Origin of the sequence: Actibacterium sp. MT2.3-13A, assembly GCF_018139985.1 — a bacterium.
GTDB lineage: Bacteria > Pseudomonadota > Alphaproteobacteria > Rhodobacterales > Rhodobacteraceae > JAGSOU01.
Genome location: NZ_JAGSOU010000019.1, coordinates 14,242 through 26,458, shown reverse-complemented (window position 1 = coordinate 26,458; position 12,217 = coordinate 14,242). Strand labels below are relative to the sequence as shown.

Annotated in this window: 11 protein-coding genes; 3 read left to right on the top strand and 8 right to left on the bottom strand. The window is 68.8% G+C overall.

Annotation, left to right across the window (positions count from 1 at the left end; translation table 11 throughout):
- The first annotated feature begins 113 nt into the window (after window positions 1–113).
- Complete coding sequence (locus KCI33_RS14945) at window positions 114–908, top strand: sulfotransferase domain-containing protein (protein ID WP_212525609.1); 795 nt, start codon at window positions 114–116, stop codon at window positions 906–908.
- An 18-nt stretch (window positions 909–926) separates the two neighbouring features.
- On the opposite strand, the gene KCI33_RS14940 is transcribed toward KCI33_RS14945, so the two are convergent.
- From KCI33_RS14940 to KCI33_RS14925, 4 genes are all read right to left on the bottom strand, one after another.
- Window positions 927–1,610, bottom strand: a complete 684-nt coding sequence (locus KCI33_RS14940; protein WP_212525608.1) for a hypothetical protein — start codon at window positions 1,608–1,610, stop codon at window positions 927–929.
- An 83-nt stretch (window positions 1,611–1,693) separates the two neighbouring features.
- A complete protein-coding gene (locus KCI33_RS14935) occupies window positions 1,694–2,659 on the bottom strand; it encodes a GDP-mannose 4,6-dehydratase (RefSeq protein ID WP_212525607.1) in 966 nt (321 codons plus the stop codon).
- Window positions 2,660–2,672: 13 nt separating this feature from the next.
- Entirely contained in the window at window positions 2,673–3,824 is a 1,152-nt protein-coding gene (locus KCI33_RS14930; protein WP_212525606.1) for a glycosyltransferase family 1 protein, read from the bottom strand.
- On the bottom strand, window positions 3,824–5,611 hold the full coding sequence (locus KCI33_RS14925; RefSeq protein ID WP_212525605.1) for a glycosyltransferase: 1,788 nt from the start codon (window positions 5,609–5,611) through the stop codon (window positions 3,824–3,826). The genes KCI33_RS14930 and KCI33_RS14925 overlap by 1 nt, the downstream gene beginning before the upstream one ends.
- A 303-nt stretch (window positions 5,612–5,914) precedes the next feature.
- Here KCI33_RS14925 and KCI33_RS14920 point away from each other — a divergent pair, with 303 nt between their 5' ends.
- The gene (locus KCI33_RS14920; protein WP_212525604.1) at window positions 5,915–7,210 is read left to right on the top strand and encodes a hypothetical protein; all 1,296 of its coding nucleotides are present in this window, start codon (window positions 5,915–5,917) and stop codon (window positions 7,208–7,210) included.
- Between the two features lie 49 nt (window positions 7,211–7,259).
- Here the strand turns inward: KCI33_RS14920 and KCI33_RS14915 are convergent, their stop codons facing one another.
- From KCI33_RS14915 to KCI33_RS14900, 4 genes are all read right to left on the bottom strand, one after another.
- The gene (locus KCI33_RS14915; RefSeq protein ID WP_212525603.1) at window positions 7,260–8,201 is read right to left on the bottom strand and encodes a sulfotransferase; all 942 of its coding nucleotides are present in this window, start codon (window positions 8,199–8,201) and stop codon (window positions 7,260–7,262) included.
- A complete protein-coding gene (locus tag KCI33_RS14910) occupies window positions 8,201–9,325 on the bottom strand; it encodes an FkbM family methyltransferase (RefSeq protein WP_212525602.1) in 1,125 nt (374 codons plus the stop codon). The genes KCI33_RS14915 and KCI33_RS14910 overlap by 1 nt, the downstream gene beginning before the upstream one ends.
- Window positions 9,326–9,412: 87 nt before the next feature.
- Complete coding sequence (locus KCI33_RS14905) at window positions 9,413–10,300, bottom strand: hypothetical protein (RefSeq protein ID WP_212525601.1); 888 nt, start codon at window positions 10,298–10,300, stop codon at window positions 9,413–9,415.
- A 16-nt stretch (window positions 10,301–10,316) separates the two neighbouring features.
- Window positions 10,317–11,264, bottom strand: coding sequence for a hypothetical protein (locus tag KCI33_RS14900; RefSeq protein ID WP_212525600.1), 948 nt, complete (start codon window positions 11,262–11,264; stop codon window positions 10,317–10,319).
- Window positions 11,265–11,589: 325 nt separating this feature from the next.
- On the opposite strand from KCI33_RS14900, the gene KCI33_RS14895 reads away from it, so the two are divergent.
- Window positions 11,590–12,174, top strand: coding sequence for a hypothetical protein (locus KCI33_RS14895; RefSeq protein ID WP_212525599.1), 585 nt, complete (start codon window positions 11,590–11,592; stop codon window positions 12,172–12,174).
- Window positions 12,175–12,217: the final 43 nt, after the last annotated feature.

Here is a 12,217-nt window from a genome sequence, read left to right as displayed (position 1 = left end):
ATACGGGGGGAATGGAAACAGGCAAGGCGGCGCGCCCTCGGCCCCGGCCAGCCGTTGCAGCGGCTTGCGCGACGGCCTATTGTCGCGGCACATCGTGAGAGCAGAGGTGGGCAATGGATTTCGACGCAGTTTTTTCCGCGCTTCCCAAGAAGGAAGCGAAATTCGATCCCTGTTTTGCCTTTTCGATCCACAAGTGCGGCAGCACGATGATGAACAGGATGATCGGAGAGGTCTGCGAGCAGCAGGACATTCCCAGCGTGTCGGTGCCCGATGTGATGTTTTCCGAAGGCATTCCGGCGGCGCAGTGGATGAATGCGCCCGAGCTGTTGCCGGTCTTCGAAAAGCGGATGCTATATTATGGCTTCCGTTTTCTGCCCCCGGTGCTGTGCACGACCGGCTTCCCGCTAACCGAGCGCCGTTTCGTTCTGCTGGTGCGCGATCCGCGCGATGCGCTGGTGTCGGAATATTTCTCCTATGGCACGAAGTCGGGCAGCCACGCCCTGCCGAAGAAGAATGCCGAGGCGTTTATAGCGGCCCGCGAGAGCAAGAAGGAGCGCCCGATCGACGATTACGTTCTGGGCGCGTCGCGCCAGTTGAAAAACAAGCTGCTTGCCTATCGCGACTCGCTGAATTTCGACCTCGGGCTGCTGCGCCGCTACGAGGATATCTTCTTCGACAAGGAAACCTTCCTGGGCGAGATCTTCGATCATTTCGGCATCGAGGTGCCGGCCGGGGTCATCGCGCAGGTGGCGCAGAAACACGACATCCGCCCCGAAAAGGAAGACGAGACCAGGCATATCCGCAAGGGCACCCCGGGCGATCACGCGGAGAAGCTGGCCCCGGAGACGATCGCGCAGCTCAACGACATCTTCCGCGAGGTCGGCGCCTTCTACGGCTACGCGCTGTAAAAGGCAAAGGCCGGCCCGTTACAGGGTCAGCCCGGCCCGCGCCATCAGGCGCTCGTAGACCTGCTGCACCTCGGGGTGGGCGGCCAGATAGGCCTGCACCTCGCCGCGCAGCTGCTGCTTGATCTGCTCGCGCTTTTCATCCGGGGCCGCGACCTGCCGCATCGCGTCCTCCGCGTTGTTTTTCGGGGCGAGACTGCGCACCAGCGCCAGCGCCTGCTCGCGGATCGCGGCGAAATCCTGGTCTTCGGGAATGCCGAAGCCGCCGATGGCGTTGATGCGTTCGATCACGGTGCGGAAATCGTCAGTCACCTCGCGGAAATGAACCACCGCAGTCTTGTCCATCAGCTTCAGCGCGCCGCTGTAGAAGGCGACATATTCCTCCGCACAGCGTTCGATTGGCGCCTCGGAATAGATGTGGAACGACAGGATAGCGTTCTCGGGTTCACGAATCAGGATGATCTTGGGGATGCCAAGATGCTCGGCGATCTGCAGATTGGCGACCTCGTGGGTGTGATGTGCTATCTCGGCCCGCTGCAATATGCCGTTGGCCGATACGGCGATCATCTCGGCCGCGAAGGAATTGCTGCTGCGCGGGTATCCCTCGACCACCAGCCGGGTTGTCGGTTTGCAGATGTGGTGGGCAGGGTGGTTTCTCTGCGCGAGGTTGTCGCGCAGGATCTGGATGTTTTCTTCGCTGGGCATGGCCATCTTTGCTCTGTTTCTTGAAGGTCTCATAACATGCCGCGACCGTCTGTCGACGACAAAACGGCCTTGCGACCGGCAGGTCAGTTCAGCCCGCGCCGGGCCTCTGCCGCGCACATTTTCCGCACCACGTCGCGCATGTGCGTCTGCGCGCGCCAGCCCAGGCGCTCGGCGGCGCGGGTGGGATCGGCGCGGCTGACCTGGATGTCGCTGGGGCGGGCGAATTCGGCCGAGGTGTCGACATGGTCGCGCCAGTCCAGCCCGTGATAGGCGAAGGCCTCGGCCACGAAATCCTCGAGCCGCGTGGTCTCGCCGGTGGCGATCACGTAATCCTCGGGGGTCTCGGCGGCCAGCATCCGCCACATCGCGTCGACATATTCCGGGGCCCAGCCCCAGTCGCGGGCGATGTCGAGATTGCCCAGCACCAGCCGCTCGTCCTCTCCCGCCGCGATGCGCGCCGCCCCGGCGACGATCTTGCGCGTGACGAAGCGCGCCGGGCGCAGGGGGGATTCATGGTTGAACAGGATGCCGGTGCAGCAGTGCAGCCCGTAGGCCTCGCGGTAGTTGGCCACCAGCCAATGCGCCGAGGCCTTGGCCACCGCATAGGGGCTGCGCGGGTGGAAGGGGGTGTCCTCGGTGGCGGGCCGGTCGCCGGTGTCGCCGAAACATTCGCTGGAGCCGGCATTGTAGAACCGCACCTGACCGTCGCGCAGGCGCACGACCTCGAGCATGTTCAGCACCCCCGAGACGATGCTTTCCAGCGTCTCGGCCGGCTGCTCGAAGGACAGCCCGACCGAGCTTTGCCCCGACAGGTAGTAGATCTCGTCGGGGTTGCTGCGCTCGACGGCGAGAAAGACGCTGCGGAAGTCCTTGGGCGCCATCGACAGGATCCGGACGCGCCCGGCGATCCCCAGCGCATGCAGGTTGGCCAGGCTGGCGGCCTGCGCGTCGCGCGAGGTGCCCCAGACGTCGTAGCCCTTGTCGAGCAGCAGCGCGGCCAGATAGCTGCCGTCCTGTCCTCCGATGCCGCAGATCAGTGCGCGCCGCATGTCCGTCCCCGCCCTATAGATAGTCCACGTTGGCCTGAATGTTGCGCAGCCGCGCCCATTCGCCGAAGAACGCCTGCGCCTCCGGGGTCTTCCCCGCCGCGATCACGGTCTCGACCTGCCCGGCCAGCAGTTCGGCCATCGGTTCCCAGCGGAAGCGCGCGGCATGGGCCAGGCCGCGGGCGCGCAGGTCGGCCTGGACGGCCGGGTCCTGAACCCGGGTCAGCGCCTCCGCCATCTCGGGCACCGAGGTGCCTTCGACGAACAGGGCGGCGTCGCCGGCGGCCTCGGCCAGCGAGCCGCGGCGGGTGGTGATCACCGGGCAGCCCGAGGCCATGGCCTCGATCACCGGCATGCCGAACCCTTCGTAGAGCGAGGGGTAGACCAGCGCGGCGGCGCCGGCATAGGCCAGCGAGAGATCATGGTCGCTCAGCACCACGCGTTGGGCGCGCACGCCCTCCGGCAGGCTGTCCAGGACCTGGGGCTCGATCTCCTTTTCCCCGCCGACGCAGAAGATATCGAAATCCACCGCCGTCATCTGCTTGAGCGCCGAGAAGAACAGGTCGCTGTTCTTGTAGGACTTGTGCTGCACGCGCGATCCCACGAACAGGAAATACGGCCGGTCGAGGCCATGCGCCTCGCGGAACGCGGCCACCTCGCCGGCGGGGCGCTCGGCGAAGGTGGCGGTATCGACGCCGCAATAGGCCACCCGGGCGTGGTCCGGCGGGATTTCGGGGTAGAAATGCAGCAGGTCGCGGCGGGTCGATTCCGAGATGCACAGATAGCGCTGCGCGTAGGCGATGGAGGTCTCCTTTTCCATCCAGCCGCGCAGGCTCATGTCGAAATCGAAGCGCTCGGGGATCATGTCATAGACCATCAGCACCATCGGCACGGAGAGCGGCGTGGTGTAATAGGTCGAGGTGAAGGCCTCCGCCTCCAGGTGGTCGCAGACCTTCTGGATCAGCAGCGAATCCGCGGCCACGTCGCCGGCCTTGTAGGCGGGGAAGGGGACATTCGTGATCCCTTCGATCCGGGGCGCGCCGCCGCGGTCGAGCAGGAAGATCTCCCACTCCGCCCGCGCCGCCAGAAGTTGCAGAACGGTCTCCCAGACCCGGGCGATGCCGGTGTTGTTCAACTGGAAGAAGACGCCATCGACAACCAGCCGCATCACGGTTTCCCCTGTTTGAAACGCCGCGTCAGGTCGCGGAGAGTTTTCTGAACGGCGACATGCCGGTCATGATTCGGAAACTGCTCCGGCTCCGCGTCGCCGCCCAGGAACCGCGTCACGAAATCGTCGAAATCGCAGGTCAGCTCCTCGGGCATCAGCAGCGGGGCGTATTTGCGCGTCACGGCCTTGCCCTCGATGATGCCGCGGGTGTCGGCCCGCGTCGAGAGCCCCTTGGGGTTCTGGTAATAGACCACATGCGGCTCGTTGACCTTGTAGAAGGTCTTGCCCGCCGCGAGACAGCGCAGCCAGAACTCGTAATCGCCGGCCGATTTGTAATTGGCGTCGAACAGGCCCAGCTCGTCATGCAGCGCCTTGCGCCACATCGGGGCGTTGTGGGGCGAGTTGAAGCGCAGCATGTTGTGCGGCGTCACCACCGGCAGCGCGCTCTTGTAGCCGAAGGCGGCCACCCCCTCCCAGTCGAGGCGGGGATCGAAGGAATAGTAGAAATCCTGGTACACGACATCGGCGAAGGGCAGCGCGTCCAGGGCGCCGGCCTGGATCTCGAAGGAATCCGCGCGGCGCAGGTCATCGAGATTGGCGTTGGTCAGATACGGGCCCCGCGCCATCTGCACGCCGACGTTCCAGGCCTCGTAGATGCCGATGCGCGAGTTCATCCGCTGGTAGCGGATGTTCTCGTGCCGGTCGAGATAGCGGGCGATGGTCTCCGCCTCGTTCTCGGGCGAGTCGGCATCGACGATGATCAGCTCGCAATGGCGGTCGAAGCAGGTCTGGGACGTGATGTTGTCCATGAACTGCTCGATGAAATCGCCGCCGCAATAGAGGCTGGTGATGGCGCTGACGCGCAGCCCGGCCTCGGCCCTGAGGGTGAAGGGCGTGGCCGGGCGCAGCGCCGCGCGCGCCGCGGCCAGCGCCTCGGTGTCCTCTGCCTTCTTCTGCCATTCGGCCAGGGTCAGGAACCGCGCGGTGCCCATGATCGAACAGGACAGCCCGTCATGCACGGCCTGGTCGGCGCCGCTGCGCTCTTCCTTGACGGCCTCGGAGAAGAACTCCGCCAGCAGGTTCGGCCGCGTGGCGGCGCCGCTTTCGAGGCGCTTGCGGACGGCCTGCAGCTCGTAGGCGTTGCAGCCGCGCCCCCTGACGATCCGGAACAGCGCGAGGACGAAATCGCCATCGCTCATGTCCCCGCCGACGTGTTCGGCGGCCTGGCGCGCCCTGGCCTCGGCGCCTTTGGACATGCCCAGGAGAAATTCGTGGAAGGGCAGGCCGTTGGCGAAATTGCGCTGCCAGATCTGGATCTCGTCCTCCACGGGTTCGCGTTTGACGGCCAGCCGATAGGCCAGGCGAATGGCCTCGTCGAGGGACTGGGCGGCGCCCTGGGCCGGCGGGGCGGGCGCCGCCGGGTCGGGCCGGGGGTCTGCCGTCGCCGCGCCGCTCCCGGCGGGCTGCGGCTGGCCGCGGCTGGCGTCCTCCGCCAGGCGGGTGTGGATGAATTCGAGATCCCGCTGCGCCGCGTCACGCGCCGCCGGATCGCCGGAGGCGCTGCGCGCCTGGGCCTGGGCGATGTAAAACGCCAGCAACCGCAGCGCCGCCGGGGCCGCCCCCCGGCCTTGTGACAGTGCCGGGATGGGATCGTCCCCGCGCTCGGCGGCGAGGGTCGGCTGCGTCAGGCGATCAAGGAGCGGCGCGCGGGCCTCGGGCGGCAGGCTTCGAAGCAGCACATCCAGCCACGCCACCTGCCGCTCATCGGTAAAATTGGTTTTCAGCATCCAATCGACTCGACAAACATCTGTCCACCTATGTCACCTGCAGCGCGCTTCGGCCCCATGAAACGGGGATATAACAAACCCCCCCAATGCCAATAGGTTACCGCCGGGCATATTGGGAAAAAGCCATGTCGCCGCGATAACATGTGCACAGGCGCAAGCGCAACCGCCCTATGCCCGGATATTGTGCAGTGCGCGGATGCTGGACAGCTGCCGGTTGCACGCCTAAGACGGGCGCAGGGTGCGCCGCAGGCTCAGCGGAGGGCGGATCGCCCCCCGGGGCTCCATCGCGAACGAAGGCCACGCATGACGATGAACCTGTCTCTGCCGCCCGCGGCCGCCTCCAGCGCCGCCGACCCCGTCCTGCGCTGCGTTGCCGTCCCGCTGATCGAGCGGGATATCGGGTCCAATCTGGCCGCGCTTCTGGCGCTGTGGTCGGACGACCGCTTCTTCCCGGTGCTCGACCCGCGGACCCCGCGGCCGCATCTGATGGTCATGGCCAACAATGCCACCCCCGAACGGCTGGCCGAAGCCGAAGCGATCTTTCGCGCCCATCCCAGGCTCGGGCGCTGCTTTTCGGGGTTCTCGGCGCATAGCGCCGGGCTCAGCGGCGACCGGGATCTCTATGCCCGCGGGCGCGCGGCGCGGAAGGGGGCCTTCGGAACGCGGGCCGGCCCGAATTTCCTGTTTCACAGGACGCTCGAGCAGGCTGGCCGGCACGGCGGCTTCACCTTGCAGGTCGAGCTCGACTGCCTGCCGGTGCAGGCCGGCTGGATCGAGGCGGCGCAGGAGGTGATCGCCGGCCATGCCAGCGCCTGGGTGATCGGTTCGGTCTATGCCGGCGTCGGCGAGCTCGACACCTGGCTCCAGTCGCATCTGAACGGCAATGCGCTCTACAGGACCGGCGACGGCGCCTTCCAGTCCTTCCTGTCCGGGGTCTGGATGCCCCGGATACAGACGCATGTGCAGCGCCGGCCGGATCTTGCCTATGATTGCTGGTGGGCGCTCGAACGGTCCCAGGCCAATGCGCGGGCCGCGAACGAGTCCTGGTTCCTGTTCCAGACCTTCGACGGTTTCTTCCATGCCGACCCGTTCATCGTGAACCTGCTGGTGCCGCCGCAAGGCGTGCAGGCATACAGCAGGATATTCGAGAAATTCGCGCGTCTGGGCCGCACCCCGGTGTTTTTCCACGGCCCGGCGATGAAGGCGCTGAGCGCCCGGCTTCTCGATCATCCGAAGGACAGCATCTTCGAGGCCATCGACCGCATGGCGCCCGCGCAGACGCCACGCGCGCCGGTCCCGCCGCTTCGCCGCGCCGCGCCGGCGGCCGGCCCGGCCGATCCCCTCCCCGAAGGCGGCGACTGGCTGGACCGGCTGGCCGGCCGGACACGGGCCGACGCCGGGGCCAATGCGCGGCTTCTGTTGCGGGCCGTGGCGGCGCGGCTGCAGCTCGATCCGGGCGGGGTTCTGCCGCGGCTGGAGGCCGCGAGCGTGCTGCATGAGGCGCTCGAGGCCGCGCGGGCCGAGCTCGGGGACGGGCATGCGGTCGTCGCATATTTCGAGCGCGCGCTGAACGCCGCGCGCGCGCAGGGCGCGGCGTGAGACGCCGGCGGGTGGGCTTCATGGGGCGACGGCCGGCGGCCCGGCCCTTTCAGCCGGTTTCGGGGGCATATCCCAGGGTGTCGCAAAGTTCCGCGTAGGCGGCGCTCTGCGCGGCCTCCCGGCGGATCTCTTCGGGCACCTCGCGCCGCTTCCGCCGGCCGATCCGGTTGGCCGAGCGCCCGCTGTCGCCCGACAGCGAAACCAGGCTCAGAAGATCCTCGGCCCCCGCGACGAAGGGCAGGTCCAGCGCGGCGCAGATCTGTTCCAGCACGCCGTCGGGGTCGTCGAGGAAATCCTCGTAGCGCCAGACCCGGATGCGGTCGTGGCGGGCCAGGAAGGCGGCGTAGCGGCGGGCGTATTCCTCGATCGTGAAGGGGGCGAAATTCCTCCAGCCATTGGCGTGCAGCGACAGGAAGGAATCCAGCGGGTGGCGCACCGTGACCACGGAGAGCACCGGCTGGCGGCGCGCCAGCATCTCGCGCAGGGTGGGGCGCTGCGCGAAATCGGTGTCGGTGCAGAATTGGGAATGGGCATGGTCGCGCAGCACCAGGCGCTGCCCTTGCGCACAGAGCGCGCCGTGCAGCGCCTCGATCGACGCGGCGAACACGGCCTCGGCGGTGGCGTCGTCGATCGGGCGCAGGGCGGTGCGCGCGCCGTAGATCACATCCGACGGCGCGAAGCGCCGGGCCTCGTGCCGCTTGGGCAGGATGAACGTGCTCAGCGGGTCGATCTCGCTGAGCAGGGTGACATTGGGCATGACGGCCAGGCATTTGGACAGCAGCGTGCCGCCGGTGCAGGCCATGTGGTGGACGCTGCGCAGCGGCTCGGTCTCGGGCAGCGCGGCGCAGAGCGTCTCGCATTGTTCCAGAAGGCTGGGCAGCGGCTCGACCAGGCGCGCCTGCGGCAGCGGCTCCGGGGCGTAATCCTTGAGCAGGTCGAGCGCCTCTTCGAGATTGTGGCGCAGGGTGTCGGCGGAAGGCGGGGTTCGCATCAGCCCTTGTACTCTGCCTTGGCGCGCTTGCGCGGGGGGGCCTGCTTGCTCCGGGGCCTGGGCTTGTCCGCGGTCAGCGCTTCCGGTTCGGCGGTGTCCTCGGCCAGGGCCAGCTGTTGCAGCTGCTGCGCGGCCTGTTGCAGGCGGGGCGTCAGCTTCCGAAGCAGTTCGGCCTGGGTCGCGCGCGCCTCTTCGGAGGCGCGGTAGCGTTCCTGCAGGTCCTGCAGGTCGGACTGCGCCAGGACCTGCATGCGCAGCGCCACCGCCAGATCCGCCCGCGCCGTCTCGGCCGCGGCCTGCGCCTCGGCCAGCGCGGCATCGCGCTGGTGCAGCTGCTCGGTCAGGGCGCCGGCCTGCGCCTCCAGATCGGCGCTGCGCTGCGCCCCGGCCGCGGCCGCGGCCTGCGCCTCGGCCAGCGCGGCGTCGCGCTGGTGCAGCTGCTCGGTCAGGGCGCCGGCCTGCGCCTCCAGCTCGGCGCTGCGCTGGCGCAGGGCTTTCAACTCATGTCCGCGTTGATCGAACGCAAGGGACAGGACGGGCCAGTCCGGATCGCTGGCGTCGATTCCGGCCGTCTCGAAACCTTGCGCGTGCGCCCAGTCCTGCACGGATCGGCAGTCGCGGGCGCCTTCGAACATCGGCTCGGCGCCGCAGCGCAGCCAGATCCGGTCGAACCGCTCCAGGGCGCCTTCCGCCTGCAGCCCCTGCAGGATCGCCGCTTCGGAGCCGGGGGCGTCGATGCGCAGATGGGCCGGGCGCGGCAGATCGCCGAGGCGCGCCAGCAGCCCGGCCGGGGTGATCGCCTCGACCGCGTGACGCGCCCGCACGCGCAGGCCGGGCAGCAGGCTGCGCAGGGCCGGCGAGGGGGCATGGAGGCTGCGCAGGCCGGGGAAATTGAACTCGGCCAGCTCGGCCGGCCCCTCCTGCCCGGCCACCGCCGCGGCGACCACCTCGAGGCCGGGCCGGTCGCCGAACCGGATCTCCAGCCGGGCGGCGCGGTCGGGGTCGGGCTCGACCAGCACCACGCGGGAGATGCCCTCCGCCAGGAGCGCCTCCAGCGCCTCCGGGGCCGGCGGGCCGAGAATGATCAGCGCGGCGGGGAGGGGCGCATATGCTTGGTCGGGCATGTTTTTTCACCACCGGGGTAGGAACGGGCAGAATGCCGATAGAGAGTTAGGCCATATCCCGGACGCATTTGCAATGCGCGGGGAGGCTCAAAAATCCCGGCCGCTCTGCTCGAAGGGGCGGCCCGGGCGGGCCAGGCGCTGCGCGAGTTCCGAGAACGAACTCCAGGAGCTGGCCAGGAAGAGATCGGCCGCGGTCAGCAGCAGCAGATCGGCCAGCGCGTATTGCAGCTGGCGGACCGAACGGTCGAAGCGGTCGCGCGGCAGGAAGGCCAGCCGCGCGCCATAGCGCTCGGCGAATTGGGTGTAGGTTTCGGGCAGGTCGGCGGCCAGGAAGATCGTCTCGGCCCGGCCCTCGGCGATCAGCGCGTCGATCCGGGTCATGAAGTGGCGGGCATGGCTTTTCTGCCGCCAGGCGGTCAGCTCGGCATGGCGATGCGCGGGCCAGTTCTCGGGGGATTCATAGCTCAGGTGATCATGCGCCGGCCCGGTGCCCATGCGGACATGCGCGGCCACCCGGTTGGGGTGGCGCACCCCGGCCACCAGTTCCAGCACCGGCCCGGTCGGCCGCAGCGCCCGCAGGAAGCGCTGCTCATCGGCAAGGCGCCGGTGCGGGCTGTTCAGCGTATAGGCCGAGCGGATGTAGACATCCTGCCCGTCATGCTGGTCGTCCCCGGCCAGAATGGGGGCCTGGAAACAGGACCCCGGCTCGATCTCCATGTAATTCCAGACCGCCGCGGCGTGCCGGCGGCACAGCTCGGCGGTGCCGTCCTCGATCACCGGCCCGTCATAGGCCAGCAGGTCCGACAGCCGCGCCGCGCAATGGTGGTCGGGGCGCCAGATCACCACCAGCTCGCGCCCGGTGCGCGCCGCGATCGAGGCCGCCGAGGCCATCGCCCGGAGCCGGTTGCACAGCCCGTGCTGCACGTCGATGAACAGGCGCGGCCTGCGCGACAGATATGTCGGGGTCTGGAGCATGGAGCGCGGCGGGCACTCAGCCCTTGCCGAGGCCGCGGCGCGCGACCCGCATGGGGCTCGTGACCTTCCACGAGCGCGACGCGTAGACGGCCTCCAGCTCGGACCGGGCCGCCTCCAGTTCGTCCTGGCGCGCCTTCAGGTCCTGCGCCTGCGCGTCGAGCCGGGCGCGCAGCGCGGCGCTCTCCCCGGCATGGGTCTCGGCGGCGGCCTGCGCCTGGGCCTTCAGCGCGGCGATCTCGGCCTCCCGCGCCTCGAGCAGGGCGGCGCGCTCCAGCAGCGCGGCGCCGAGCACGGATTCGCGCAGCAGGCGGGTGTCGTTCAGCGCCGCCATCTGCCGCGCGGCCGCCTCTGTCGCGGCATGTTCGAGCCGGGTGTCCACCGTCGCGCGATCGAGCTGCTCCAGCCCCTGCGCCATGCCGTCGCGCAGCAGCTCGCGCTCCATCTCCAGCTCGGCGAGGGCGGTGTCCTGCTCCTGCAGGGCGGCGAAAGCCCGGTCGATCTGTGCCGCGCCGATCTCCAGGGGCGCCTGCGCGCAGGCCAACATGGCCTCGATCTCGTCGGCCAGCGCCCGCGCCCGCGGATCGCTGTCCAGCAGCACCTCCGCCATCAGCGCCAGGAGCGGGGCGTCCGGCGCGGGGACGGCGCCCGCGGCGGGCGCCGCGAAGCGCGCACCGAAACGCGCCGCCAGCATCTCGGCGCAGCCCTGCGGATCGGTCGACGGCGCGTCGTGCTCCAGCGCGATGATATGCCGCCGCGCGCGGCGCAGGACGGCGAGCTGCGCCTCGGCCGCCGCCATCCAGCGGCGCAGGGCGGCCGAGGGGCGCGTTCCCGCCTGCATTGCGCCCAGAAGGCTCCTGGCCGGCGCGCTCAGCAGCACCAGCACAGGCGCGCCGGGCCGGGCGGCCAGGGCTTTTTCGATATCGTCGAACAGGACGAGGCGCCGGGCCGGGTCGGCGGTTGCCACGATCTTTTCCAGGCTCTCGGGGAGGGCCCGGTTATCAGGATTTGCAACGACAAGAGGCTCCGCATCGGTTTGGGACATCGACGGTTCGGAGGGGCGGGTCTGGGGCATTGGCATTTCCTGTTGGCATGCGAAAAATTCCGGCCATGCAATGCCCTCACTGAAAGCACAACCTGGGCCGTTGGTCCAGATAAGCTCTGCAAATCGCGCGCCCGCCGCCGTGCCGCGCCCTCGACAACGCCGCCGGCGCCATGCAAAGTCGGCGCCGGGCCGGCCGCAGGCAACAGCCCGGACCCGTCCGAAGAAACGTGAAGGCAGGATATCCCGCGTGACACATCCCTCCGAACAGTTCGCTGCACAAACCATCGCCGCCCTGCGGGAGGCGTCCCTTCCAGAACGCCTGGAAACCGACGCCCCGATCGTTCCCGGGGTCTATTTCAGTTGGGACACGAGCGGGGGCGAGGCGGCGCTGAAGCTGACGTCCGGGCCGGGCCTGCTGGTCCGGGTCGAGGCCCGTGTCGCCAAACCGCCGCGCTGGTTCTCCTTCAACCTCTCGCTTGGGAAGGCCCTGTTCGCCCCCGGCGACGTGCTGGGCATGGCCGTCGAGCTGGAAGGCGGCGCGGCCGAGGATTTCCCGCTGGTCATCCGCAGCACGCGGAACGGAGAAATCGGCGACACGGTCTTGCAGGACAGCCTGAAGGGGGCGGAGGACAGGGTCGTCAGAACGGTTCTGCATACCGTGGACGCGGCCGATTTCCTGAGCCGGGAGCCCGCCTTCCACACCCTTGTCATGCGTCTGCCGAAACGGGATTTCGCTCTCGCGATCCGCGATTTGCGGTTTTTTGTCCTGCCCGCCGCGCGCGGCCAGCGCAGCCAGCCGGCCACCCTGTCGAGCTTCGGCGGCCAGGCGTAGCCCCGCGCCGGCAGCGCCGTGCCATCAACCCGGAATTTTTGTC

What these genes read in the sequence shown, in the direction of transcription:
- KCI33_RS14905 (WP_212525601.1), bottom strand. Translation starts at nt 10,300, where the DNA reads ATGCTCCAGACCCCGACATATCTGTCGCGCAGGCCGCGCCTGTTCATC.
- KCI33_RS14935 (WP_212525607.1), bottom strand. Translation starts at nt 2,659, where the DNA reads ATGCGGCGCGCACTGATCTGCGGCATCGGAGGACAGGACGGCAGCTAT.
- KCI33_RS14925 (WP_212525605.1), bottom strand. Translation starts at nt 5,611, where the DNA reads ATGCTGAAAACCAATTTTACCGATGAGCGGCAGGTGGCGTGGCTGGAT.
- KCI33_RS14945 (WP_212525609.1), top strand. Translation starts at nt 114, where the DNA reads ATGGATTTCGACGCAGTTTTTTCCGCGCTTCCCAAGAAGGAAGCGAAA.
- KCI33_RS14920 (WP_212525604.1), top strand. Translation starts at nt 5,915, where the DNA reads ATGACGATGAACCTGTCTCTGCCGCCCGCGGCCGCCTCCAGCGCCGCC.
- KCI33_RS14910 (WP_212525602.1), bottom strand. Translation starts at nt 9,325, where the DNA reads ATGCCCGACCAAGCATATGCGCCCCTCCCCGCCGCGCTGATCATTCTC.
- KCI33_RS14940 (WP_212525608.1), bottom strand. Translation starts at nt 1,610, where the DNA reads ATGCCCAGCGAAGAAAACATCCAGATCCTGCGCGACAACCTCGCGCAG.
- KCI33_RS14930 (WP_212525606.1), bottom strand. Translation starts at nt 3,824, where the DNA reads ATGCGGCTGGTTGTCGATGGCGTCTTCTTCCAGTTGAACAACACCGGC.
- KCI33_RS14915 (WP_212525603.1), bottom strand. Translation starts at nt 8,201, where the DNA reads ATGCGAACCCCGCCTTCCGCCGACACCCTGCGCCACAATCTCGAAGAG.